Genomic DNA, 24,203 nt, shown 5'->3' with positions numbered 1-24,203 from the left:
TCTTGTTATTATTGTAATCTTTGTTGAAGGCGTTACTCAGCGGATGGTTTTTTTGAATGTGCTCTCTCTTAAAGGTGTAAGGTTTGAATATGAAAGTCTGGTTGAGAAACAAGGTTCGGTGGAGTGTGGTGGTCGTGTTTCTGGTGGTATTAACTTCAATGGTATCTGCTGGCTGGGAGTATATCGGAGCCGTGATGCCTTCAACCCAATTATTGGACAGCCTGGAGCAGCCGGCAAAAAAGGTGATACCCAAAACACGACCGGAACCCGTTGTAGTCTTACCTGAAAACGAATGGGTCGACAGTACCTTAAAGTCTCTTAGCACGGAGCAGAAAATCGGTCAGCTTTTTATGGTGGCCACATTTTCCAACCGAGATGAGTCACACTACCGTTATGTAGACCGCCTCATCAATGAGTTTCACATCGGCGGACTTATTTTCTTTCAGGGCGGACCCTACCGGCAGGCTCAGCTGACCAATCGTTACCAGGCAGCATCGCGTGTACCGCTTTTTATCGGTATTGATGGCGAGTGGGGACTGGGCATGCGGCTCGACAGCACCATATCTTTTCCCAAGCAGATGGTACTCGGGTCGGTACAGGACGACCAGCTGATTTACCGCATGGGCTCCGATATTGCCAAACAGTGCAGCCGTCTGGGAATCCATATCAATTTTGCTCCGGTTTCGGATATCAATAGCAATCCGGATAATCCGGTGATCGGCGTGAGGTCGTTTGGGGAGGACCGCGAAAATGTCACCCGTAAAGCGGTGGCCTACATGAAGGGTCTGCAGCATCACGGCATCATCGCCACGGCCAAGCATTTCCCGGGGCACGGGGATACCGATGCGGATTCTCATTTTACGCTGCCCGTATTGTCCCATTCTTCCGAACAACTGAGTGAGGTGGATCTGCACCCGTACCGGCAGATGATCGCGGATAGTCTGATGGGTGTGCTGAGCGGGCATTTGTATATTCCGTCCCTTGATAATACACCACAGCTTGCGAGTTCACTTTCCGAAAAAGTGATAACTGGCTTGTTGCGTAAAGAGTTAGGATTCCGGGGATTGGTCTTTACCGACGCGATGAATATGCGCGGTGTGCTCAAAGCGGGCAAAGCAGCGGATGTGAACCTGAAAGCACTTCTGGCCGGCAACGATGTGTTACTTTATCCGGAAAATGTGGCCGAAACGGTTGTCAGGATCAAGGAGGCACTGGCACAGGGTACGATCAGCCAGAAATTTCTGGACGGGAAAGTGAAACGCATTTTGCAGGCCAAATACTGGTCAGGCCTTCACAAAATCCAGCCGGTTGTTTTGGACAATCTGTATGCGGATCTGAATTCGGATGACAGCAGGGATTTGTACCGGGAACTTTGCGAAGCGTCGGTAACGGTTGTTCGGAACGAGAATGAAATATTACCATTTGGGTCTGTGGTGGATCTTAACATTGCCTCTGTGACGGTGGGAGAAGGAAAGGGTACTACCTTCCAAAAAATGCTGTCCTCCTACAAGCCCATGCGCTCGTTCAGCTTTTACGAGGGTCCTTCGTCGCAGGAACAGATATCGGAAATGCTTGGCTACCTCAAACCCTATGATGTGGTCGTGGTGGGTGTTCAGGGCATCGCATCCAATTCGAAGCGTTACTACGGCGTGACGTCGGAAACGGTGGCTTTTGTAAAGCAATTAAAAGAGCAAGGGAAAAAAGTGGTATTGTGTCTCTTTGGCAATCCGTACAGCATTCAGTTTTTCCCGGAAACCGATGCTTTGATTTGTGCGAGTCAGGACGGGGAGGATCAGCAGGAAATTGTCCCTCAAATTCTTTTTGGGGCGATATCGGCGAGCGGGCGGCTACCCGTTTCTGTATTGTCGTATAAGGCTGGGAGTGGAATATCTACCGAGTCCTTAAACCGGCTGAGTTATGGTACACCCCAAAGTGTGGGCATGAGTGCGGTTAAGCTCAAGAAGGTGGACGAAATCGTAGGGGACGCGATCAACAACCGTGTATTTCCGGGGTGTCAGGTGCTGGTTGCCCGTAAGGGTAAAATCATTTACAATAAAGAGTTTGGCAACCTCACTTACAAGACGGCCGAACGTGTGAACCGCGAAACCATTTACGATCTGGCCTCTGTTACAAAAGTGGCAGCCACGCTTCAGTCGGTCATGATATTGTATGATCGTAAACAAATTGATCTGGACGAAAGAGCCTCACATTATTTGCCCGAGCTGCTGGCCACCAACAAGGAGATCTTCACCATTCGGGATTTGCTGATGCATCGTTCCGGGCTGGTATCCTTTTATCCGCCCTTGTGGGAGCGGACCAAAACGAGCGGTGGCGGGTTTTTACCGGAGTACTACAGCTCCCGCCCGGATAGCCTTTTTTATATGCAGGTTGCTCCGAAACTGTTTGCGAAAGGTGCATTACGGGATTCTGTGTGGAAGTGGGTAGTGAAATCACCCATGAACAACCGGAGGGAAAAATCGGGGAACTATGGGTATGTGTACAGTGATCTGGGTTTTGTGGCCCTTCAAAAGATTGTTGAAAAGGTAACCGGCCAGCCGTTAGACCATTTTGCTTCGGCAAATATTTATGAACCCTTAGGGCTTGGGTATTTGGGTTTCAACCCTTTGCGTCGTTTTTCGGAAAAGCAGATTGCCCCCACCGAGCAGGACAACCGCTTCCGGGCACAGTTGCTTCAGGGCACTGTGCATGATCAGATGGCCTCCGTGCTGGGAGGAGTGGGCGGGCATGCCGGCTTGTTCGGCACGGCAAATGATCTTGCTGTTTTAATGCAAATGAATCTGTGGAAAGGGGTATACGGCGGCAAGCGATTTTTCCAGCCCACCACGGTGCCGCTTTTTTCCCGGCTGTACGATGAGTCACATGTGAGGGGCCTGGGCTGGGCCAAAATCACCCCCTCTGTAAACAGCGCGAATGTTTCTGCACAGGCGTCCATCAATTCTTTCGGGCATACCGGTTTCACCGGAACCATGGTGTGGGTGGATCCGGATGAAGATTTATTGTTTGTTTTTCTGACCAACCGCGTACACCCTGATGCAGAAAATGCAGGGATAATTTCTCAGCATACACGACGCAGAATTCAGGATGCCATTTACACTTCACTTACCGAACGGAAGGCCTTACTTCATTGATTGTGTGGGAATGTATTAAAAAAATATCTCTAACTTTACCTGCTAAACAGGTACGTGGAATTGATTTTAATCTGATACATGAAAAGAACATTTATTAAAGAAGGTTTTTTTGCCATTATTGCCACTCTTTTTTGCGCCATTTCTTCATTTGCGCAGACTAGCATCACAACAGGACTTATAACACCGGCATCCGTTTGCCAGGGAGGCAGTGTTTCGGTGGCATTTACATTTGCCGGGACAGTACTTCCGACAAATAGCTTTGTAGCGCAATTGTCCAACTCGGCGGGTTCATTCGCGGCTCCGGTAAATATTGGAACTGGTGCAGCGTCGCCGATTGCTGCAGTAATTCCGGCCGGAACTGGCGCTGGTGCAGCATACAAAATACGTGTTGTCTCGGTGGTTACCCTGCTTCCAACAGTACCCGTTGTTACCGGAACTGAAAGTGCTGTGCTGACTGTGAAGGCAGTTTCTCCAACTCCCGTTGTAGCCAATCCGGCACCCTATCAGCAGGGCGCTACTGCGTTGCAGCTCACTGCGACCGGAACGGGTCTGCTTTGGTACGAGAATGCGAGTGGTGGCACCGGCGTGGCCCTGGCACCAACCCCATTAACCACTGCTATTGGTACAAAAAGTTATTACGTTACGCAGACCGTTGCCGGTAGCTGCGAGAGCGCCCGTGCAAAAATTGATGTGGTTGTCATTGCCTGCGCCACCGCAGCCCCCGTTGTTGCAGCCCCCGTTGTAAATTATGCAGTTGGAGCTACGGCTACACCGCTGACAGCCACAGGGACAGCCCTGAAATGGTACGATGTTGCGAGTGGTGGTGTTGCGTTGGCTGGGGCACCTACGCCCTTGACTACCGTAGCGGCTATTGGTACTAAATCCTATTATGTAAGTCAGACCTTAAATGGCTGCGAAGGGCCTCGTGCTAAAATCGATGTGGTTGTGACCTGTGCCACCGCAGCCCCCGTGGTTGCTGCCCCCGTTGTCAATTACCTTGTTGGGGCTACGGCCGTGCCGCTTACAGCCACAGGTGCTGCCCTGAAATGGTATGATGTGGCCAGTGGTGGTGCTGCCTTGGCTGGTGCACCTACGCCTTTGACCACAGCCGCTGCCATTGGAACGAAATCCTATTATGTAAGCCAGACCGTCAATAGCTGCGAAGGACCTCGTGCCAAAATAGATGTGACTGTTACCTGCGGAACGGCACTGCCTACGGTGACCACACCTTTAAATTATTTTGTAGGTGAGACGGCCGTGGCCCTTACTGCCACAGGTACCGGGTTGAAATGGTACAATGTACCTTCGGGCGGTGCGGCACTTCCGGGTGCGCCCATCCCCTCCACTGCGGGAGCCGGTACAAGTTCATTCTATGTAAGTCAAACATTAAATGGCTGTGAAGGACCGAGAGCGGAAATCAAGATCATCGTGAATACCTGCGCCACACCCGCGCCTGTGGTTGCTGCGCCGGTTGTGAATTATCTGGTCGGCGCTACCGCTACACCGCTTTCGGCCACCGGTACTGCACTGAAATGGTACGACGTGGCGAGTGGTGGTGTTGCTTTGGGTGGAGCTCCTACACCGTTGACTACTGCTGCAGTAATAGGGCCGAAGTCCTATTATGTCAGCCAGACATTAAATGGCTGTGAAGGGCCGCGTACTAAAATTGACGTGATTGTCACTTGCGGAACGGCGGCTCCGGTGATAGCCGCGGCTACAGTAAATTATCTGGTTGGTGCTACTGCCGAACCATTGTCCGCTACGGGTACCGCGATGAAGTGGTATACCGATGCCACAGGCGGCACTGCTTTGCCTGGCGCGCCTACGCCTTTAACGACGGCTGTGGGAACTACGCCCTACTACGTTAGCCAGACATTAAATGGTTGTGAAGGACCCCGTGCAAAGATTGACGTGGTTGTTACCTGTGGAACTGCCAAACCATTACTAAATGCTCCTGTAGTGTACTGTCTTGGTGCGACAGCTGTTCCTTTAACAGCAACTGGCACCGGCTTGAAATGGTATCTCACCGCCGATGCGGTAACCGCGTTGCCATCGGCGCCTACCCCATTAACGGTTGCTGCCGGAACCACGACCTATTATGTAAGCCAAACTGTAAACGGTTGCGAAGGCCCGAGGGAAGCATTGGTGGTGACGGTAAATCAAACGACTGCACCTGCTGTGTTGAATCTGGAATATTGCCAGAACGCAACCGCCGCGCCACTGACCGCCGTCGGTACCGGATTGAAATGGTATGCTGCGGCAGCCGGAGGTGCTGCTTTGCCCGCTGTACCAACGCCCCTCACCACAGCCGTAGGCACAACTTCCTACTATGTGAGCCAGACGCTTAACAATTGCGAAGGACCCCGCGCCGAAATAAAAGTTACTGTTAAAGCATTACCTGCTGCCCCTGTAGTGACAGCGGTAAGTTATTGTCAGAATGCCCCGGCTGTTGCTTTGGTCGCAACGGGTACTGGTTTGAAATGGTACGGAACAAATGCAACAGGGGGTACGGCTACGGCCACAGCTCCTATTCCAGCCACGGGTGCTACGGCCACGTATTATGTGAGCCAGACCGGTGCCAATGGCTGCGAAGGTCCTCGTGCTGCACTATTGGTTACCATCAAACCTTTGCCTGGTGCCCCGGGGACTCCTAACGCACTGGTCGAATACTGTCAGTTTGTTCAGGCTGTACCATTGGTTGCGACACCCGTTGCAACTGCGTCCCTAAACTGGTTTGGCACACAGGCCAGCGGTGGTACTTCTTCCCCCGTTCCTCCAACCCCTTCAACCCAGGATGGTGGTACCACCTCTTATTATGTTGCCCAGACGCTGGATGGCTGTATCGGTGATCGTGCCAAAATCGACGTGTTCATTAAAACGACACCAAAACCGACCACCACTACCTATTTCGCATTTTGCCAGAGTGCTTCTGCATCACCGCTGACAGCAACGGGAACCAACTTGAAGTGGTACCGTCAGGCAAATTCAGGGGATTTCCAGACCACCCCGTTTATTCCATTTACAGAGAAGGTGGAGGATTATTCGTTTTTTGTAACCCAAACGGGTAGCAACGGATGTGAAAGTCCGAAGGAAGAAATAAAGATCCATATCAAAGGCCTGCCGTCCGCGACCATTTCCGGTAACGTGTCCATTGCCCTCGGCGAGGCTGCCAACATCCGGTTGGCCTTTACCAGCGACGGACCCTGGAAGTATGTGTTATCGGGCGGGATTTCAGGAAACTCTGATCAGGCCAATCTGGATGTGCAGGTGAAACCCATTACCACCACGACCTATGTGGTCACTGAGGTTTCCAATGCCTGCGGGAAAGGCGTTCCCATCGGAAGCGCCCTGGTTACGGTGCGCGTACCCACCATTTCTACCGGCATACCTTCCACGACGGAAGCCTGTGCGGGAAGTACCATTCAGATACCTTTTCAGCAATCGGGGACTTTCCCTGCCGGAAACCTTTTTGTGGCTCAGGTATCCACAACCAATGAGGATGCGAAATTCAAGGCCATACCTTCCGTTGCCACCTCAAATCAAATTACCGCTACCATTCCGGACACGCTTAAAGGCGGCGTGTACTTTGTACGGATCGTGAGTGCTGGTACTAACCCTGATCTTCTGGTGAAGGGAAGTGTGGCCAGTATTAATCTCACGGTGACACCCTTGCCAGCTGCCACCATTTCAGGCAGCAAAACCATACTGGTGGGGCAAACTGCGGATCTGAGAATTGATTTTCTTGGCAAAGCGCCCTGGACCTTTAAGCTGAATGACGGCACAAAGGATTCTACCATTACGGCCACCACAACGCCTTACAGTTTTCTGTTAAAACCGAGGGTGACCACCACCTACACCGTGAACTCCATCGTGAATGTATGCGGAACCGTTGCCAAAGGAACCGGCTCTGCACGCATACAGGTAGACCCGATCCTGGGCCTTGAACCGGCCGGAGTTGCTTTTGTGAAAGTGTATCCTACCATTGTGGACGATAAGTGCATGGTAGAACTTGATGAGCCGGTGTCGTACAAGCAGTCGCTGGTGGAGCTGATCGACCTGAGTGGCAGAACACTTACAGACAAGAAAATAAACCAGAAAGTGACCGAAATGGATTTGTCGAAATATCCGGGCGGGCTTTACCTCATACGGGTTAAGAACGGAAATCACACCTCCGTGCACCGGGTCATGAAGCAGTAGGTATTGTTATAGCATATTACAATGAAGGGTATTTTTTGCAAACGCAGGGAATGCCCTTCATTTTTGTCCCCGGTGCAGCTTTGAACATGAATATACAGGACGATATTATCGATTATCATTTTATGTCTGAGGCGATGCGCCTGGCAGAAATTGCCCTGGAAGAGGGGGAAATTCCGGTAGGTGCCGTGGTGGTTGCAGGCGAAAGGATTATCGGGAAGGGTTATAATCAGACCGAAAAACTCCATGACGTCACAGCCCATGCGGAAATGATCGCGATCACGGCTGCTGCGGATCATCTGGGTGGAAAGTATCTGCAGGATTGTACGCTTTATGTGACACTGGAGCCTTGTGTGATGTGTGGCGGGGCCTTGTATTGGTCGCAGATGAAAAGGGTGGTGTATGGCGCTTCGGACGAAAAACGGGGTTTTGGCAGGCTTGGCACAAAAATTTTACATCCCCGTACACAGCTGACAACCGGGATTATGGCAGACGAAGCACAGGCGCTTCTTCTCAAGTTTTTTAAGCGATTAAGAACATAAACCCTTTTTACGCTGTTACAAATACAGCAAATCGATTTAATAAACATAAACTTAGTTAGAAATGGCTTTTACACTCGATCCTTTACCTTACGCCAACAATGCATTGGAACCGCATATCGATGCATTGACGATGGAAATACATCACGACCGTCACCACCAGGCCTACGTTACCAATCTGAACGCAGCCATTGCGGGTACTGAGTTGGAAGGCAAGTCCATAGAAGAAATCATTGCGAATATCAGCAAGGCACCGGCACCGGTTCGTAACAACGGTGGTGGGCACTGGAACCACTCCTTCTTCTGGAAATCACTTTCTGCTTCGGGCGGTGGAGAACCTACTGGCGAACTGGCAAAAGCGATCGATGCTAAATTCGGTTCGTTTTCGGCTTTCAAAGATGAGTTCAAAAAAGCATCCATAGGCCGTTTTGGTTCGGGATGGGCTTGGCTTATCAAAACAGCTGATGGTGTTGCCATCACTTCTTCGCCAAACCAGGACAATCCTTTGATGGACATCGCCGAAGTAAAAGGCACACCGATCATCGGACTGGATGTGTGGGAACATGCTTATTACCTGAAATATCAGAACAAACGTCCTGATTACATCGACGCATACTGGAACGTAGTGGACTGGAAAGCTGCTGACGCTCTTTACGTTGCCTCGAAATAATCCATATTGATAAACTAGGGAGGTTTGAAGTTTGTAAAAAAACTAAAAAATAGTCTTGCAAGCTTCAAACCTTTTCCTACTTTTGTACTCCCGAATGGAATTCTCAAACGAGTTGCCCGAATAGGGAAAAACGGAGGTTGTAGCTCAGTCGGTTAGAGCGCTAGATTGTGGTTCTAGAGGTCGCGGGTTCGAGACCCGTCTCCCTCCCAGGTTTTAAAAGGTCCCGAAAGGGACTTTTTTTTTGTGCTTTTCCATTTCATTTTTCGTGGCTCAGTCGGTTAGGATAGATTGTGGTTCTAGAGGTTGCGGCCGGGGCATCGATACGCTTCGAGACCCGTGTCTCCCTGCGCGCGGCGGCCTCCCAAATATTAAGGTCCTGAATTTTAGGGCCTTAATATTTGGGTGAAAATTAAGATTTTTGCTTGGCAAACGTTGGCGACTACGGTAATCCTGTCATAATTGCCGGTTGAGACGGTTTTGAAGATGCTGGGGCATCGGTCTTTGAAGCAGACTATGATTTATGCCAAAATTTTGGACATTAAGGTAAGTGAAGACATGAAAAGCTTAAAGGAAAAACTACGAGGTAGTTGATCTGGAATGATAGGAATTGAATTACCCTCCGACTGTTAATCAGAGGATCGTAGATTCGAGTCCAACTTCGGGAGTAATTTAAGGTTAAGATACAGATAATCAATTGTTTGTCTGGTTTTTTTGCTACAACTGTTACTGGATAATTTTTGTTTAAGTTATTGTCGGTAGAATACTGACACTATAATCTTTTTCGTGAACTACCCTAAAACTCATCTATCACATGTCAAGTAGGTATAATTTTTTATCCCCGGATAAAGTTAACACGGAGGATTATTTCATGGATCTAGGGTTAAGTTATGACTCCCCATTTATGAGAATTAGGAGGCCTTTTTTGTGGGATTCAGCCAAGAAGAAGGTTCACGGCCAAAAGGATTTGGCGACCAGTTTGAGTATAAATTCGCCTCTGATCAGCAAGAATTCTCAAAAACTGTAAGGGCAAGTGCATCTGGTAAAGCCAGTTACAATGCAACATCCTGATCACTTATGCAAAGGCATTGATTTATGGAAAATCCACCTGCATCATACTACAGAGAGTGGCGTAGCTAGAATTGTTCAGACGAATTAAAGGCATTAACTTGAACCACAGTATTTTACTAGCTGAGTCCATAGTCGTCTGTACAAGACCAAAATTTAACGTTATGAGTCATTTCAACGACACTGCCGCGACCTTATCCAGTATTTCCGACGCGGGCTTATTTGAGCGTTTAGCTGCCTCTGTCCTTCGTAGTGCCGAACCAGGCCTATACTCGAACTTGACGCAGCCGGGTATCAACTCCAAAGGAAAAACAGTAAAAGCTCCTTTGGATGCTATATCCTTTGTGAAAGGCTCCGATCCTCCGCATATGGTAGCCGTACATCACACGATCTGTGCGCAAAAAGATCTTCGAATGAAGTGGTTGCGAAGTAATACAAAAGTTCCCACCAAACAGTCCAACAGAAAAGTATTAGCCCCCACCGGAGATCTAATAAAAACTATTGAGATAGTCGCAGAAGAACGAGGTAGAACGCCAAATCTGCTCGTGACATTGGCTTTAACTACGAATGAAGAACCTCCTGAGGACGTTACGCGGGATACCGAAGCTATCGCTAGGAAAAATGGGATTCAGCTTGATATTTGGTCACGATCACGCATTGCCCATTACTTAGACAACAATGCGGATGGTCAATGGTTGCGAAAGAAGGATCTTGGTATAGAACATGAGCGCCTTTCCTATGAATTGCTTCGTCTGATCTCGATTCAAAGCCTAAAAATTCATCATCCACCCCTCTTAAAGGGCACACTTATTGAACGTGATTTTACTGTCGTATTTGCCAACAAGTTGCCACAGCCCGTAGGATTTATTGTTGGTGAATCAGGTTATGGTAAAACGGTTATATCTTATCAGTTTTTACAAAATCATATTAAGAATGGTGGTTGCGGATTGATATTGTCTCATGAGCTGCTTGCAGTTTCATCAACCATAGATCAAGCCATTGATGCAGCTCTACGCAAACTACATCCAGCTCTCACACTAGCTTCTGGATCTGTTGCAATGTCATTATGTTCGGCTTCGAGACCTCTGGTTCTAGTTATAGAAGATGTAAACAGATCAGGACAAAGTTCTGCACTTATTGAACGACTAATATCCTGGTCCGCAGAAAGTAAAGCTAATAATTATTCCACTGACCTTTCATGGAGCATTATTTGCCCAGTATGGCCGCAACTCCTCGCAGGTCTAGGCGAAGACGCCAGGAAACGAATTGAATCTTTGAGTTTACATCTTGGACCATATAACTTAAAAGACGCAAAAGCTGCCCTCCAACGCCGAGCGGAGTTGGAGCAATTCAAATTACTTGAATTTGATGCGAATGATATTGTCAGCTCACTTGGATTTGATCCTCTGCTCATTGCTCTTTACAGCTTAGATAATAAATCTAAGCCAGATCAGACTATTGCTGATTTTATCCTTCGCAGCACTGAACGTCTTGGCTCCCTGCCAGGTATGCAATCAGCTTATGAATATCAGATGGTGTTGAATTCAATTGCTGGCAAAATGGTTGCGAATAAAAATGTCAATCCACTATGGAGTGATATTGTAAAATGGATGCAAGCCACTGATAAGGAACTGAGGTTGTTGAATGACTTAGCAAAGTACGGCGAAATCATACGACTTTTAGGACAGGGAAATGAAACACATCTCGTTTTCAGACATGATCGTGTAAAAAAAAATATTTTAGCTTCAAGCATTGTTGAATCACTCAAAAGTAGAAGTTTGAGTGATAGTATTTTTTCTGATCCGTTCTTTGCAGATCTAATAGGTGCATCGCTCACTCATGAACTTTTATCAGAACATGAAATAGCACGAGCCAAAGTACTAAATCCTCTAGCACTATTCTACACTCTTCAAATGATTGGGGAATCCAACAATAGTGTTCAAAAATTGGTAGTTGAAAGCATACATCAATGGTTGGATGATCCAAATTCGCACTCACGTCGATATCAAACATTGCGTCAATCTGCTCTTCAAATTTTATCCGAAACACAATGCCCACAAGTTGTTAAGATTGCCAGAAAATTTGAGGATAGATCATGGAATAAACATGTCGCATCGTTACGCAACGGCGATTGCCTTGGCGGTGTACTGCTGTGTTATTCCGTAGGTCCCGGTTCAAATGCTGTATGGCGTGACAATACCATTATACACGCGTACGCAAAACATGGACCATCATTACTTAAAGTGCTTATTCACTTATTAGGTATTGAACAAATATCTGAAGTTCATCGTATAGGCGCATTGCGTTTGGCTGGGCATATTGGAGATACTAGTCTGCGAGACGCTGCTTGGCTATGTTGGAAAGCAGACAAAAATAGATCTGAAAATATTGATGAATATATATGGACATTTTCACAATGTTGCGGAGATGAGGCTGAAAAATTTCTCGGGCCCGTTTGCGATGGTTGGGCTGAGCTTTCGGATGAAAGTCGTGACAATGGGTTACTTTCTCCTAGGGCTGCTGTTGCTTATAACGGACTACAAAGGGCGGTATGGAAGAACCTACCGAAGGCCTCCTTGAAATACTTAATATGGCGCGGCCAGAATGATGATACTTTGCGGATAAATCTTTTGACTTTGCTTTATGGCGTCGACGATGTGGACGCAATGGATTTCATCACACGGGAGTCCGCTAAAAAAGCACAAGAAATAGAAATCAAAGGTTGGAATTGGGAATTGCCTAGGACTATGGTAGAATATTGGCAGCGTCAACAACAAGAAGGTGGCTGTGCTATGTCTCAGCTATCCCGAGAACACCTCCAATTACTGTGGGAAAACAAAACAAACGACAAGTATATTCGATTTCATTCATTTCGACTATGGGCAGCAACAATCCTACCCTCTGATTTAGCAATTCTTAAAGAACGGGAAACGTCAGATTTGCTTTTTGAACTGGTTTTACAAACACTATTAAAACGTGGCGAGAAAAGTGCGATCCCAGCTCTGATTGAAAAGATTAGAAATGCCAATAGCCAATTTTGGTGGCAGTTTGCTCGTAATATTTGGTCAGACGAATTGACCAGGGAACTCGATGCAGAACTCTCACGACGGGATAAGGCTGTGAAAAGACAGTGGAATGAGCACTATTTTAGTGATTGGATAACTGCGGATTTGCTTATGCGGCTCGCCCCCTTGAAAGCAGAACAACTTGTCGTTGCAAATTGGGACCATCTTCGGTATTCCGGAGAGTTTATACAGGTAGCGCTATTTTTAGCGACTAATACTCTATTAAATTATGTCCAAACTACAATGGCCGAGTGTGCTAGTAAGCCGGATATGCTTAAGTATATAACTCAACGGTGGGGAATCAAAACTATCAATCACCCAGGAATTACCCGAATCGAACAAATGAACGCTTTGGTTCCATATCTCGAAGAGATAGACGAGTTTTCGATATATCAATTTTGGGATTTATGCAATGACCGTGCGTGGTTTGAATTTAGAAAGGCTCACCTGGACGTCCGGTTGACCGGAAAATGGCGCTTGGCTGCCGGCTTAGATGATGAATCGATTTTTTCAGAGCTAAACCAACGTTTGCATTTCGAGAAAAACTTTGGATTAAGCCATTGGGTAGATAGGCATATAAAAAATGGCCTGACTCTTGAAACTATTTTTTCAACCGCCAGGAAATGGGTACAAGAGACTAAATCTACAAAAGCCTTAGAATTTTTCTCACTTATAATCGCATATATTGGGGATCGAAATCATGCTCAAATTCTTGTGGAAGAAAGTGATGATTCGGAACTTGCTTGTGATATTATTACGGATGCGAAGTTTGCCATTGACAGAAGGTCACTAGACTGACGATCCATGTTCTTTTCAGTCTAGTTCATGTAAAACTGTTGAGAAAGGCCCCCCGTTATTCATATTTTAAAGACCGCGCCGCGTAGGCTGCGAATCTGGCACGTTACTGATTTTAACGGTTATGAAGCCAATATAACCACAACACAGCCGGTGGGCTTACGCAGGAGGAGCTTGCCTCAAAAGCCGGTGTGGGATTGCGCTTTGTCAGGGATCTTGAGCAGGGTAAGAAAACGCTTCGACTGGACAAGGTCAATCAGGTTCTGTCATTATTTGGTAAAGAGGTGGGTGTGGTTGATTTCAAATCGTGAGTTTATGGCCAGAAAAGCGTTCGTTTATTACAAGGATAGCTTTGCGGGATATCTTGCAGAGACCGATGAGGTGAAGACTTCTGCCAGATCTCGGGTTTTTTGACGGAACAGAAATACAAAGGGTCGTACGAAAAGGTTGGCAAACTGGTCACACAGTATTGCACCAATAAAAGCCTGGACACGCTTAATTTCTTCGAGTTGGTATTGTTCTGCTACCTGACAGGGAACAACGATATGCACCTGAAGAACTTTTCAGTGATTCACCATAGCGATCATACTATTTCTCTATCACCGGCATATGATCTGCTCAATGTAAATCTGGTATTTCCCGACGACGCTGATGAACTTGCGCTTACTTTGAATGGCAGGAAAAGAAGGATCACAAAAGCCGATTTTGACATTTTTGCATTGGGATTGAATTTGCCAGAAAAAGCAGTTTCTACTATTTATGCAAAGTTTGCCGGTGCGAGTGAAAAAGTGGAAGGGGTAATACAATCTTCTTTTTTGCCGGATGATTGGAAACGGCGGTACATGGAAATCTGGAATAGTAAAATCAGCATTTTGCGGGAGGCGTCTCCGGCTAGTTAACACACTTTAACCTTGACGTAATAATCACATTTGGTTACCGGGTTAAATTACAGCAAGGAATCCAATTTCGGCAGTGGGTAACACAGCGCTTAAAAGGTTATTTGATCCAGGGTTATGCGATTAATGAAAAACGACTGAATCAAAAGGAGCAGGAGGTACAGATCTTAAAGGATGGAATCCGGATACTAAGCCGGGCAATTGAGACAAAAATGGGCGATGCAGATCTGACCCTGCTTGATCAATTCGCCAAAGGCCTCGAATTACTGGACGATTACGATCATGAAAAATTGAATCCGAAGGGTATCACACCCGCCAGGCGAAGTATCTGGAGCTATCTGATTACCGAAATATCATTGAGAGTATGAGAAGAGATTTCGACTCAGACATTTTTGGAAAGGAAAAGGATGATAGCTTTCAATGCTCTGTGGCGCAAATCAGTAAAGGGTTTGGAGATATCGACTTCTATCCCTCAATTGAAGAAAAAGCCGCCACACTACTCTATCTGATCATTAAGAACCATTCACAGTCCTGACATGACTATGACCCAAAATGATTCAAGAAATACAGACCCACTTTTCAATCAAAGAACAATTACGGGCAAACAGAAAGTGCATGGCCTTAAAGCCATGGTATTTAAAACCTTGATAATGTCAAGCGAGACTTAATCTGCCACATGGCTGTCCGCTCATTTTGTTTTCGAACTTTCGGCAGTAAATTGATTTTAGTGCCAAGAGTTGGGTTGTTTGTCGAAGCAGAAGGCGGCGATTAAGAAAGTGTCTTCTATAATTTCAGAACGATAGAGTAGTGATAACCACAGATGCTCGTCATTTCAAACTATGTCCATATCTATCAGTTTCTTATCAAATAAAGAGATGACGGCGATAGTCGCCGTCATCTCTTTATTTGATAAACCAATTAATTTATATAATTTCGTTTTAGCGGCGATAGTCGCCGTCATTTATCAATTTTATAAATATGCCAAGTAACCCTGACCGAAGAAGGAAACTTGAAAAGCTGATGCCTGAGGGAAGTATTGTTACCCGGCAGTGGTTAATGGAAAAAGCCTCTCTAAGTAAACATGCTGTCGATAACCTGGTGAAAAGTCAGCAACTCAGACCACTTTCAAAAGGCGTCTACACAAGAGGAAGCGTTAGCCTTAGTTGGCAGAGCATAGTATGTACTTTGCAATCGATCATGAATACCGATTACCTGATTGGCGGACTGACTGCACTTGAATTGAAGGGCTTTTCCCATTATATCCCTGGTTCCAGAAAAACAATCATCCACCTATACGGCAACGACAAATGGCCGATCTGGGTTGATGGACTGATAAGTGAAATCACTTTTGTGCGCCACAGGCGATCTGAGCTTTTTGCGACGATGGACCCAGCGACCTCTCAGCAATGCACGTCAAAGGTCACCTGGGGAGGGGGGACGCAAGAACTGAACATCTCTCGACCCGAACGCGCCTGCCTGGAGATGATGGCCGATGTTCCTAATCAGATATCTTTCGAACATGCCGAACAGCTGTTTCAAGGAATGACAACATTATCACCGCGCACTTTGCAGCGCCTTCTGGAGGACTGCACCAGCATCAAAACCAAGCGGTTATTTTTGTGGTTTGCTACGCGGAATCGTCACAGCTGGCTGGCAAAGATTATTCCGGAAAGAATAGATCTGGGCTCAGGCAATCGTGTAATCGCAGAAAACGGTGAGCTGGATAAGACCTACCAGATAACCGTTCCTAAACAAAGTCAGAACGCATGAAAAAGGATACGATTTACTACCAGCAGGTGCAACTTCTCGTCCGCGTACTACCTCTGCTGGACTCAGAAAAATGTTTTGCTTTAAAAGGAGGCACAGCAATAAACCTTTTCTACCGCGAGCTTCCAAGACTATCGGTGGATATCGATTTACTTTATCTGCCCGCTGAACCGCGGGAGGCTTCCCTGAAAAATATCCGGGAAGCATTGACCCGCCTTAGTGCACTGATCATCAAAACGATCGCGGGGACCAGGGTGCAGAACACACACGAGCAAAATGATGGATTGCGGCTCATTGTGCAACTTGGCGATGTGCGCATCAAGATAGAGCTCTCGCCGGTGATACGCGGGACGGTATTTGAAGCTGAGCGTATGGCAGTCTGCGAATTAGTGGAAAGAGAATTTGGCTATGCCGAAATCCAGGTTGCTTCCCTGCCCGATCTGTATGCGGGAAAAATCTGCGCGGCATTGGACAGACAGCACCCTAGGGACTTGTTCGACGTGAAGTTTCTTCTTGAAAATGAAGGCCTAACCCAGGACCTGAGAAAGACCTTCCTGGTGTTTTTGATCAGCCACCAGCGCCCGATGTCAGAATTGCTGGCACCCCACCATAAGAACATCACCGATATTTATGACAATGAGTTTGCACAGATGGCCGAGGCGGACGTCTCGCTCAAAGAGCTCGAAGACACCCGCGAGCTTCTGGTCGAGCTGATCCATAAACAAATGACTGACCAGGAAAGGGAATTCCTAATTTCATTTAAGGCTCATACACCACAATGGGATCTGTTGGGTCTACAGAATCCCGAGCAGGTCGCCGCCCTTCCATCTGTTCAATGGAAACTGATAAACCTGGCAAGGATGCCCAAACCAAAACACGGGGAAGCGCTCGAAAAGCTCAAAGCGGTACTTTGGAAAAATTGAGCTCGCGACCCATTCGATGTTCACTTTTCGGGCATCTTGCATTCGGTTCAATCTCGTATGATTCGGAAGCGACCATAGAAGTATCAGGTAAACTGTCCAATGATTTTCTAAATGAACGGTCTGTGAAGTAGACAGTCGATCCACTATTAGCTCAAGCCTACTTTTTTTGTAGAACCGAAGCTGAGCGGCACATTCCTAATTGCTAGCCTTGAGTCACGTCATGGCCTGAAATCATGCACGGGGAACTTTCAAGCCTTCGGAAGTAAAATCTTTTTGGCGACTGATAACGGTAACTTGGTTTAACAGTCTAACGATTACCGATAATCATTGTTTCGGTTATGGTCAGTAACTGGAAGGTGTGGTTCAGCCCCAATGGGGTATAATTTATCATTATCAATTAATATTATACCCGATTGGGCATAATATAAGGGTTATTTAGTACATTTATACCATAAAGGGTATAGACATGTCAAATTTTTCACAGTTTCTTAAAGAGAGGCGAAAAGCGGTTGGGCTTACGCAGGAAGAGCTAGCCGCAAAGGCTGGCGTTGGCTTACGCTTTGTTCGTGATTTGGAGCAGGGAAAGCAAACGCTCCGTCTTGACAAGGTCAATCAGGTATTGTCATTATTTGGGAAGCAAGTTGGTGTAGTTGATCTTAAATCGTAAGGCTATGGCAAGGCACGCAATTATTTATTACAAAGAAAATTTGGCGGGTTATCTGTCGGAGACGGATGAGGGTTACACATTTATTTACGATGATAACTATCTGCAATATAAAGATGCCATGCCTGTAAGTTTGACATTGCCGCTTCAAACCAAAGCATACGAAAGCAGAGTTCTGTTTTCATTTTTCGATGGACTGATTCCTGAGGGATGGTTATTGAACGTCGCCCAAAACTATTGGAAATTGAAAGGAAATGATGGTTTTGAGCTACTACTGGCCTTATGCCGGGATGCGATCGGGGCTGTGAGCGTTTTACCGCAGGAGGAGGTCGCAGATGCCTAGATGTTTGTTTTGTTATCAAAAACTGCAAGACGACGGGCACTATCATGCCCGGTGCTGCAAAAAATTCTTTGGTACAAGCTCCTTACCTGTGCTGCATCTCGACAAGAACATATTGAGCGAACTGGCAACGAAGACAGTCAATAAGCGTATTGCCATAACCGGGGTTCAGCCCAAACTTTCCGTCGATCTTGAAAAGGAAATCGGAACCGATAGATTAACGATAGTTGGTTTATGGGGACAGTATATTCTCAAACCGCAGCATGACGAATTTCAATTCATGCCCGAAACTGAGGATTTGACAATGCATTTAGCAGACCTGTTAATAATCAGAACCTGCCAGCATGCTCTGATACCGACCAGCGAAGGTAAACTGGCCTACATCGCAAAGCGCTTTGATCGTGATAAAGGCAAGAAAATACATATCGAAGACTTCTGCCAGATCTCGGGTTTTTTGACTGAACAGAAATATAAAGGGTCGTACGAAAAAGTTGGTAAACTGGTTACTGAGTATTGCACCAATAGGGGGCTTGATACGCTCAATTTTTTCGAGTTAGTCTTGTTCTGTTATCTGACTGGCAACAACGATATGCACCTGAAGAACTTTTCAGTGATTCACCATAGCGATCATACTATTTCTCTATCACCGGCATACGATCTGCTCAATGTAAATCTGGTATTTCCCGACGACGCTGATGAACTTGCGCTTACTTTGAATGGCAGGAAAAGTAGGATCACAAAAGCCGATTTTGACATTTTTGCATTGGGACAGGGATGGAATACGAATACTGAGTAGAGCAATTGAAACACTGTAGTATCTTGATCAAGCTTTTCCCCAGCAATAACTAGGTTTTCAGAAGCTGCTTGAGTCGGCCCTGATAAGCCTGCAAGTAATTTCGTTTTGTCGCCTCGTCCAGGAAAGATGCAAAGATTAGCTGTTCTACCTGTTCAGGCCCGCTGAGCATGCGGGTGACGATTCCGTTAAACACTTTCGCGTTAATCCCTGCTATCTCAGCTAGTACGGTAAATTGCTTCATCACTGTGCCCTGGGCTAGTTTTTTGGGTAAAAGGCCGTCGTCCAATGCAAAATCTTTATCGGTAATATGTATACGGCTGTTGATTAAATCATAGGCTGGGCTCAAACGATAGTCTCCCTGATCGGTTTCGAGCAATGAGAAGTTTTTGAAATGCGCGTCACCATTAGAGAATAAATAGTTAAAGATTAATGTGCGGAGCAATTTTGGTGATTCGACTGTGTAAGCAGGAACATACTTTTGCATCAGCTCAAAAATTTCCAGGTAACTTCCTAAGTATTTATAGTGCTCTCCATGGGTTTGGGGCGTGCGTCCCGCCAATGATGCAAAATCATCCTGCGCACGTTTCCTGCCATCGGTATGCCTGTCAAATCGTTTCGTGATATAGGCTTGCGCACCGTCGGCAAAAAAGATCAATGCGTTCTCCGCTGTTTCGATACCATAAACCTGCCTGGCGATCTGCATAGTCAGATGCTCATTGGCCGGCATTTGATCCGGCCTGCGGCCGGCGGCTGGTATCGGCTTTAAAATATAATTACCTTGCTCGCCTTCTTCGGTCAACCGTAATTTATTCTTATCAAGGATTACCGAAAACTTCTTCTGAACACCCGATATTGACATCCGCTTGCGGTTTTCATCAAAAAGTTCATCGGTGTCTGGATTGGTTGCCGGTGAATCATACCTGAGAATATGGCTTACGCGCTTGCCATCGAAGACCCGCTTCAGGCAATTCTTACTATAAGTGTCGTAGTCAGGCGCCAATGTGCCCGGGCAAAATTGAATATCTGGTAAGCTCATCACTTTTCGATTTTAATAATTGTCACAGCTCCAATCGTGTCGATGTTTGCAGTCGTGAGCAGCAAGCCAAAGTAGTCGTTTCGATCTATTCGGTTCAGGTGACAGACCACTTGTTTATTGGAGCCTTCCGGCAACATGTTATAGAAAAAGGGGAATAAGTGTGGAGACTGATAGGCCTCAATCCGTTTTGGTAAAGTCAAACTAATTGGAGGTTTCGAGCTGTCTTCCACCCATTCTTTGTGGTAGTGAAATTCAAATGCACCGTTGTTATCCTGCAATAGGATACCGGCCTCCTTGCCTTTAAAAAGAACCTTTGCTCTTCTCATGGATTAGTGGTTTTTTTTACGCTTAGGGCGATTTCAAGGCCCAGGGCATCACATAGTTTTCTCAATGTTGATAAAGTAGGATTGCCTTTGCCAGACTCGAATTTTTTTAAAGCGCCCAGCGCTACACCAGATAAGTCTGATAGCGCTTTTTGCGTAACCTTTAGTGATTCTCGCCTTGCTTTGATCGCCTCAATGATAGGTGCAAAGTCCATTAGAATGTTCTTTTTAAGGTAAAGATAAGGATTTTCGCCAAATAATCATCTGAAAGTATTTTATAATGTACTTTTCAGGTGAAAGCTTGGTAAAGGTTGAAGCACGGGATAAGAAAGTACACTTAAATGTACTTTCTGCAAGGGGCGGGGCTGAATCTTCAGGCTGACAATGCTCGACAGTTCCCTGCAAAACAAGGACTTCCGGCGCTAATTACAATGCTCTCACACCCGTAAAGAAATCAAGAAACAATTGGAGGCTGTTCTTCGAGAGCATCGCTTCAACTAGCTGTGAGGCTTTTTCTGTTGCCACGGAAGTCCTGGCAAGCATCTTTTCTTCAAACGATGCGATTGCTTCATGCACTGTTGTAAACTTTTCTGAAAAAAGAGTATCGCAGAGTTCCAGAGCATCCAGCATTGCCTGATTTACCCCGTCGCCGGAGGGTGGCGTTTGATGTGCCGCATCACCGATCATGGTTAGGTTTCCGATTGTTTGCCACGATTGGTCTTGCGGAAAGTAATATTGCGGGCGTCCTACAAAATAGGATTCTTCTGTTGCGAATATTTCATGCCAATCATTGCTCCAATCGGAAAAGCGCTGTTTGAACCACGTGAACGCATGTTCCCTGCGTGAAAAATCGATGTGGGAAGTTTTAATCCATTCATCCGGCTCCTCGGTGATCGTATAAAATGAAAGTGAGCCTTCTCCTTTTGCACTCAGGATAATTGTCTTGCCGTCCCAATGTGCAAAAATCTTTCCTCCACCGGTAAGCTCCCACAAATTCGGTGCATTCACAGCCGCGTTGTAAATGTTGCCTTCAACAATGGTGACACCCGAGTATAGACGTCCTATAGGCGTGATGTATTTTCTGACCTTGGAATTTGCCCCATCTGATGCAATTACCAGGTCGGCATATACCGTAGTTCCGTTTTCAAAAACCAGGTCCCAGCCGCTGCCATTTTCTTTCAGTTCGCTAAATTTGGAATTCCATACAATCGTGTTCTCATTCAGGGATGCGATGAGTAAATCACGGAGCAGGCCACGGTCAATTTCTGGTCGGGCATATTCGTTGCTCAGATCCTGAACAGGTTCGTTATCACGTTCCGTGTAATGCACTGTCAACTCATTATCTACGATGGTAACTCGCTCAGCTCCCGGTCTGAAACTTTGTTGAAACGCTTCGATCAGTCCTGCTTCTCTCAATGCTTTGAGCCCTGATTCATAGTGCAAGTCAAGCGTAGCACCTTGCTGCCGCACATGCTGATCCGTATCGCGTTCGTACAATTTAACATCAACACCTCGTTGCTGTAATAGTCGGGCAAGTGTCAAACCACCAGGTCCGCCGCCCACAATAGCTACCTTCTTATTTTCTAATAACATGTCTTATTCGATTACATTGTTTTTAAATCCTGACAAAATTATGTGTACTTTGATGCGTAAAATAACCTGATATAGTCAATAAATAGTCGTAAATGAAAATAGCGATTACGGATAAGGGATCGGGGATTGCCCAGGAATTTGCCAAAGCAATTGGTGCAGATGTCGTTGGCCGGTTTATATACATTCCCGAGAGCAAGGGAGCTGGTTACCTTACGGGTTTTTCCTGGGGAAGCAACCTGCGCATGATGATCCGGAATTACCATCTCAAAGAGGATGTTTCTATCGAGCGGACAAATGAATTAGCGGAAGGCCAGGAAGATGTAATCTTCATGTTAAGCGGGATTTTTCCTTCAACCGGACAGGCAGGGCAGTTAGTATCCGAACAAGCAAATATCCTGATTTGCAGGCATGCGGTTTCCACCATCATGGAAATGCCGTCCAATACCATTTTTGGGAGCGTGACAATCGCGGTTTCCAAGAAGTATTTACATCAGCTGTTTGGGCAAATTGACCATCCTGTGGTGACAAGTGTTCTTCAGGCCAGGGAAAATTTTGTATTTGAGACGGGTGTATCACCGGAAATAATTAAGTGTGCCAGCGATTTCCTGCATCAGCCTGTTCCGGAGAGCATCGAAAGCCAATACTACAAATTAAAATGTGAGGAACTGTTATACTACATCTTTACCATACTGATGCAGCGTGAAGCTGTGCCGGTTAGCACTATGCATATCAAGGACATTAAAGCCGTTTATGCAGTTAAAGCCCATTTACAATCACATCCTGATCAACCACCAAATATCGCGGCACTGGCCAGGCAAGCAGGCATGAGCGAACCCAAGCTGCGAAAGCTTTTTAAGCAGACATTTGGCAAGGGGGTTTTTGCGTATTATCAGTCGGGACGAATGCATAAAGCAGCCCAATTGCTCAGGGAAAAACGCCTGGCGGTTTCTGAGGTGGGTTATCAGATGGGATTCACAAATCTGAGCCACTTTTCAAGGGTTTTTGAGCAGCATATGGGTGTCAAGCCGAAAAGATATTCAACTTTGTAAGTCACTGCTGTTGGCAACCGAACTGGCCAGTAACGGCGCGCGTGTTTTGACCGTAGCGCCGGCCCAGCTTGTCCGCTTCCTGGTTTCACCTTCTGCCGCTTACCTTACCGGAACGATCTACGCCATCGATGGCGGATTTTTGCCGGTTGTCAGTTAAACGTAACAGTGAGTATTGGCTCATACGGGCTGACCAAAAAGGAGATGGCTCAATTTCTCCGGAATATCTACTGAGAGCCTTATTTTTAAATTTTTACCCTTTCTGTCTTCTTCTTCCTTAGGCTTACGACCCGCACCTTTTATATTCATTGATTTTCAATTAGTTAAATTTATGTACCACATAAATTAATTTTACATCAAAACGCGTCCTACTCTTTTTCTGTTCCCTGTCAGATCTTTACGCCATGAAAAAATTAGCAAAAAGGGAAGAAGAAAAACAAATCCGGAACATCAAACTAACTGCCGGTAAGTGGTTTCACGTAGAAGCGGAAAGCCTGCCTGAATCTGCTTTACCCAAACTGATAAAAGGTATGATAACTATCCGGATCATTGCCGGCCTGGTCAGCATTGGATTAACCCTGCTTGGCTTGTTCAAAATAGCATCAGCACTTAAGGAATGGTGGCCATGACGGTTTTTACGGCCGCCGCTGCTGTCCTTTCTCTATCGTCTCTAACCTTATTCTAGGGGGCAGCCATTTTTATATTGCTTCCGGATCCTGGAAAGGTTATAAGGGCTGATCCCTAAATAACTCGCAATGTGTTGCAGCTGAACATTTTTATAAAGATCCGGATGCTGCTGTACAAATGAATGGTACCGCGCCAAAGCAGATTGCATTTGCCAACTGTACATCCTGTTAATCCCCAATCGAAGATGCAGGCTCGTAATGTTGCGGACAACAATATTCAGTTCTGGATGATCCAATAGAAGTTGTAGGTAATTTTTCTTAGGGATTTCTATGAACTCGACAGGCGTACACGTCTCAATTAATTCCTTGCATGGCAAGTCGAACAGGAAGTTATCCACGGACATTACAAAATCTCCGATCTGACAAAATTTACTTGTCCATTCCTTTTTTTTAGACTTATAAAAGTTCCTGGTTATCCCGCTGTTTACAAATAGTAAACTTCCCTGGTCTTCATTTGGGCTTAAGATTCTTACGCGTGCTCTAAAATATCGCTTGGTAGCCGCTTTGTAAATATCATCGATGATTTGTTGGGTTATAGGTGTGTGCAACTGAAGTACATTCAGAAAATTTTCCACGTTTATTAGCTATTGATGAAGGCGGTAAAGAAAGACAATTATGATAACAAGTCAAATACCGTTCAATAAATTCCTAAGGGG

At 46.1% G+C, this 24,203-nt stretch carries 21 protein-coding genes, 1 tRNA gene and 3 pseudogenes; 19 read left to right on the top strand and 6 right to left on the bottom strand.

What is annotated here, in order from left to right:
- Nucleotides 1–89: 89 nt before the first annotated feature.
- From DYADSP32_RS16860 to DYADSP32_RS16785, 16 genes and pseudogenes are all read left to right on the top strand, one after another.
- Complete coding sequence (locus tag DYADSP32_RS16860) at nt 90–3,149, top strand: glycoside hydrolase family 3 N-terminal domain-containing protein (RefSeq protein WP_149241654.1); 3,060 nt, start codon at nt 90–92, stop codon at nt 3,147–3,149.
- A gap of 78 nt (nt 3,150–3,227) precedes the next feature.
- Nucleotides 3,228–7,346, top strand: coding sequence for a T9SS type A sorting domain-containing protein (locus DYADSP32_RS16855; RefSeq protein ID WP_149241655.1), 4,119 nt, complete (start codon nt 3,228–3,230; stop codon nt 7,344–7,346).
- 86 nt (nt 7,347–7,432) lie between these two features.
- Nucleotides 7,433–7,885 (top strand): nucleoside deaminase, encoded by a 453-nt coding sequence (locus DYADSP32_RS16850; RefSeq protein WP_414617855.1) that lies wholly within the window; start codon nt 7,433–7,435, stop codon nt 7,883–7,885.
- A 61-nt stretch (nt 7,886–7,946) separates the two neighbouring features.
- Nucleotides 7,947–8,552 carry a superoxide dismutase gene (locus DYADSP32_RS16845; protein ID WP_149241656.1) on the top strand — a complete coding sequence of 202 codons (606 nt, stop codon included), beginning with the start codon at nt 7,947–7,949 and terminating at the stop codon, nt 8,550–8,552.
- A gap of 132 nt (nt 8,553–8,684) precedes the next feature.
- Nucleotides 8,685–8,760 (top strand) — tRNA-His (locus DYADSP32_RS16840).
- A 1,021-nt stretch (nt 8,761–9,781) separates the two neighbouring features.
- Nucleotides 9,782–13,480: a hypothetical protein gene (locus DYADSP32_RS16835; protein WP_149241657.1), complete on the top strand. Its 3,699-nt coding sequence runs from the start codon at nt 9,782–9,784 to the stop codon at nt 13,478–13,480.
- Nucleotides 13,481–13,635: 155 nt separating this feature from the next.
- Nucleotides 13,636–13,788: pseudogene (locus DYADSP32_RS16830) on the top strand (helix-turn-helix domain-containing protein); the annotation flags it as partial.
- Between the two features lie 84 nt (nt 13,789–13,872).
- Nucleotides 13,873–14,376, top strand: a pseudogene (locus DYADSP32_RS16825) (HipA domain-containing protein); the annotation flags it as partial.
- Nucleotides 14,377–14,396: 20 nt separating this feature from the next.
- Nucleotides 14,397–14,477: pseudogene (locus DYADSP32_RS16820) on the top strand (hypothetical protein); the annotation flags it as partial.
- The gene (locus DYADSP32_RS16815) at nt 14,478–14,741 is read left to right on the top strand and encodes a hypothetical protein (RefSeq protein ID WP_414617854.1); all 264 of its coding nucleotides are present in this window, start codon (nt 14,478–14,480) and stop codon (nt 14,739–14,741) included.
- Nucleotides 14,738–14,908, top strand: a complete 171-nt coding sequence (locus DYADSP32_RS16810) for a hypothetical protein (RefSeq protein ID WP_414617853.1) — start codon at nt 14,738–14,740, stop codon at nt 14,906–14,908. Before DYADSP32_RS16815 ends, DYADSP32_RS16810 begins: the two co-directional genes overlap by 4 nt.
- A 443-nt stretch (nt 14,909–15,351) precedes the next feature.
- Entirely contained in the window at nt 15,352–16,143 is a 792-nt protein-coding gene (locus DYADSP32_RS16805; protein ID WP_149241660.1) for a type IV toxin-antitoxin system AbiEi family antitoxin, read from the top strand.
- Entirely contained in the window at nt 16,140–17,063 is a 924-nt protein-coding gene (locus DYADSP32_RS16800) for a nucleotidyl transferase AbiEii/AbiGii toxin family protein (protein WP_149241661.1), read from the top strand. The genes DYADSP32_RS16805 and DYADSP32_RS16800 overlap by 4 nt, the downstream gene beginning before the upstream one ends.
- Nucleotides 17,064–17,529: 466 nt before the next feature.
- Nucleotides 17,530–17,730, top strand: coding sequence for a helix-turn-helix transcriptional regulator (locus tag DYADSP32_RS16795; RefSeq protein ID WP_149241662.1), 201 nt, complete (start codon nt 17,530–17,532; stop codon nt 17,728–17,730).
- A 4-nt stretch (nt 17,731–17,734) separates the two neighbouring features.
- The gene (locus tag DYADSP32_RS16790; protein WP_149241663.1) at nt 17,735–18,070 is read left to right on the top strand and encodes a HipA N-terminal domain-containing protein; all 336 of its coding nucleotides are present in this window, start codon (nt 17,735–17,737) and stop codon (nt 18,068–18,070) included.
- 88 nt (nt 18,071–18,158) lie between these two features.
- Nucleotides 18,159–18,863, top strand: a complete 705-nt coding sequence (locus DYADSP32_RS16785) for a HipA domain-containing protein (protein WP_414617852.1) — start codon at nt 18,159–18,161, stop codon at nt 18,861–18,863.
- Between the two features lie 49 nt (nt 18,864–18,912).
- Here the strand turns inward: DYADSP32_RS16785 and DYADSP32_RS16780 are convergent, their stop codons facing one another.
- The 4 genes from DYADSP32_RS16780 to DYADSP32_RS16765 form a co-directional block, all read right to left on the bottom strand.
- Nucleotides 18,913–19,899 (bottom strand): HipA domain-containing protein, encoded by a 987-nt coding sequence (locus DYADSP32_RS16780; RefSeq protein ID WP_149241665.1) that lies wholly within the window; start codon nt 19,897–19,899, stop codon nt 18,913–18,915.
- On the bottom strand, nt 19,899–20,225 hold the full coding sequence (locus tag DYADSP32_RS16775; RefSeq protein ID WP_149241666.1) for a HipA N-terminal domain-containing protein: 327 nt from the start codon (nt 20,223–20,225) through the stop codon (nt 19,899–19,901). The genes DYADSP32_RS16780 and DYADSP32_RS16775 overlap by 1 nt, the downstream gene beginning before the upstream one ends.
- Complete coding sequence (locus DYADSP32_RS16770; RefSeq protein WP_149241667.1) at nt 20,222–20,437, bottom strand: helix-turn-helix domain-containing protein; 216 nt, start codon at nt 20,435–20,437, stop codon at nt 20,222–20,224. The genes DYADSP32_RS16775 and DYADSP32_RS16770 overlap by 4 nt, the downstream gene beginning before the upstream one ends.
- A 211-nt stretch (nt 20,438–20,648) precedes the next feature.
- Nucleotides 20,649–21,815, bottom strand: coding sequence for an FAD-dependent oxidoreductase (locus tag DYADSP32_RS16765; RefSeq protein WP_149241668.1), 1,167 nt, complete (start codon nt 21,813–21,815; stop codon nt 20,649–20,651).
- Nucleotides 21,816–21,907: 92 nt separating this feature from the next.
- Between DYADSP32_RS16765 and DYADSP32_RS16760 the strand changes: the two genes are divergently transcribed.
- Together DYADSP32_RS16760 and DYADSP32_RS16755 are read left to right on the top strand one after the other, a co-directional pair.
- Nucleotides 21,908–22,864: a helix-turn-helix domain-containing protein gene (locus tag DYADSP32_RS16760; protein ID WP_149241669.1), complete on the top strand. Its 957-nt coding sequence runs from the start codon at nt 21,908–21,910 to the stop codon at nt 22,862–22,864.
- Nucleotides 22,865–22,874: 10 nt separating this feature from the next.
- Nucleotides 22,875–23,021: a hypothetical protein gene (locus DYADSP32_RS16755; RefSeq protein WP_414617851.1), complete on the top strand. Its 147-nt coding sequence runs from the start codon at nt 22,875–22,877 to the stop codon at nt 23,019–23,021.
- Nucleotides 23,022–23,041: 20 nt separating this feature from the next.
- Here the strand turns inward: DYADSP32_RS16755 and DYADSP32_RS16750 are convergent, their stop codons facing one another.
- Nucleotides 23,042–23,170 carry a hypothetical protein gene (locus tag DYADSP32_RS16750; RefSeq protein ID WP_414617850.1) on the bottom strand — a complete coding sequence of 43 codons (129 nt, stop codon included), beginning with the start codon at nt 23,168–23,170 and terminating at the stop codon, nt 23,042–23,044.
- 95 nt (nt 23,171–23,265) lie between these two features.
- Between DYADSP32_RS16750 and DYADSP32_RS16745 the strand changes: the two genes are divergently transcribed.
- The gene (locus DYADSP32_RS16745) at nt 23,266–23,490 is read left to right on the top strand and encodes a hypothetical protein (RefSeq protein WP_149241670.1); all 225 of its coding nucleotides are present in this window, start codon (nt 23,266–23,268) and stop codon (nt 23,488–23,490) included.
- Nucleotides 23,491–23,537: 47 nt separating this feature from the next.
- On the opposite strand, the gene DYADSP32_RS16740 is transcribed toward DYADSP32_RS16745, so the two are convergent.
- Nucleotides 23,538–24,122: a Crp/Fnr family transcriptional regulator gene (locus tag DYADSP32_RS16740; protein ID WP_149241671.1), complete on the bottom strand. Its 585-nt coding sequence runs from the start codon at nt 24,120–24,122 to the stop codon at nt 23,538–23,540.
- Nucleotides 24,123–24,203: the final 81 nt, after the last annotated feature.

This window comes from Dyadobacter sp. 32 (assembly GCF_902506755.1).
Classification (GTDB): Bacteria; Bacteroidota; Bacteroidia; order Cytophagales; family Spirosomataceae; genus Dyadobacter.
This window is presented reverse-complemented; position numbering and strand designations above follow the sequence as displayed.

What these genes read in the sequence shown, in the direction of transcription:
- DYADSP32_RS16770 (WP_149241667.1), bottom strand. Translation starts at nt 20,437, where the DNA reads ATGGACTTTGCACCTATCATTGAGGCGATCAAAGCAAGGCGAGAATCA.
- DYADSP32_RS16805 (WP_149241660.1), top strand. Translation starts at nt 15,352, where the DNA reads ATGCCAAGTAACCCTGACCGAAGAAGGAAACTTGAAAAGCTGATGCCT.
- DYADSP32_RS16845 (WP_149241656.1), top strand. Translation starts at nt 7,947, where the DNA reads ATGGCTTTTACACTCGATCCTTTACCTTACGCCAACAATGCATTGGAA.
- DYADSP32_RS16745 (WP_149241670.1), top strand. Translation starts at nt 23,266, where the DNA reads ATGAAAAAATTAGCAAAAAGGGAAGAAGAAAAACAAATCCGGAACATC.
- DYADSP32_RS16860 (WP_149241654.1), top strand. Translation starts at nt 90, where the DNA reads ATGAAAGTCTGGTTGAGAAACAAGGTTCGGTGGAGTGTGGTGGTCGTG.
- DYADSP32_RS16835 (WP_149241657.1), top strand. Translation starts at nt 9,782, where the DNA reads ATGAGTCATTTCAACGACACTGCCGCGACCTTATCCAGTATTTCCGAC.
- DYADSP32_RS16790 (WP_149241663.1), top strand. Translation starts at nt 17,735, where the DNA reads ATGGCAAGGCACGCAATTATTTATTACAAAGAAAATTTGGCGGGTTAT.
- DYADSP32_RS16850 (WP_414617855.1), top strand. Translation starts at nt 7,433, where the DNA reads ATGAATATACAGGACGATATTATCGATTATCATTTTATGTCTGAGGCG.
- DYADSP32_RS16775 (WP_149241666.1), bottom strand. Translation starts at nt 20,225, where the DNA reads ATGAGAAGAGCAAAGGTTCTTTTTAAAGGCAAGGAGGCCGGTATCCTA.
- DYADSP32_RS16765 (WP_149241668.1), bottom strand. Translation starts at nt 21,815, where the DNA reads ATGTTATTAGAAAATAAGAAGGTAGCTATTGTGGGCGGCGGACCTGGT.
- DYADSP32_RS16795 (WP_149241662.1), top strand. Translation starts at nt 17,530, where the DNA reads ATGTCAAATTTTTCACAGTTTCTTAAAGAGAGGCGAAAAGCGGTTGGG.
- DYADSP32_RS16810 (WP_414617853.1), top strand. Translation starts at nt 14,738, where the DNA reads ATGAGAAGAGATTTCGACTCAGACATTTTTGGAAAGGAAAAGGATGAT.
- DYADSP32_RS16855 (WP_149241655.1), top strand. Translation starts at nt 3,228, where the DNA reads ATGAAAAGAACATTTATTAAAGAAGGTTTTTTTGCCATTATTGCCACT.
- DYADSP32_RS16780 (WP_149241665.1), bottom strand. Translation starts at nt 19,899, where the DNA reads ATGAGCTTACCAGATATTCAATTTTGCCCGGGCACATTGGCGCCTGAC.
- DYADSP32_RS16750 (WP_414617850.1), bottom strand. Translation starts at nt 23,170, where the DNA reads ATGAATATAAAAGGTGCGGGTCGTAAGCCTAAGGAAGAAGAAGACAGA.
- DYADSP32_RS16760 (WP_149241669.1), top strand. Translation starts at nt 21,908, where the DNA reads ATGAAAATAGCGATTACGGATAAGGGATCGGGGATTGCCCAGGAATTT.
- DYADSP32_RS16800 (WP_149241661.1), top strand. Translation starts at nt 16,140, where the DNA reads ATGAAAAAGGATACGATTTACTACCAGCAGGTGCAACTTCTCGTCCGC.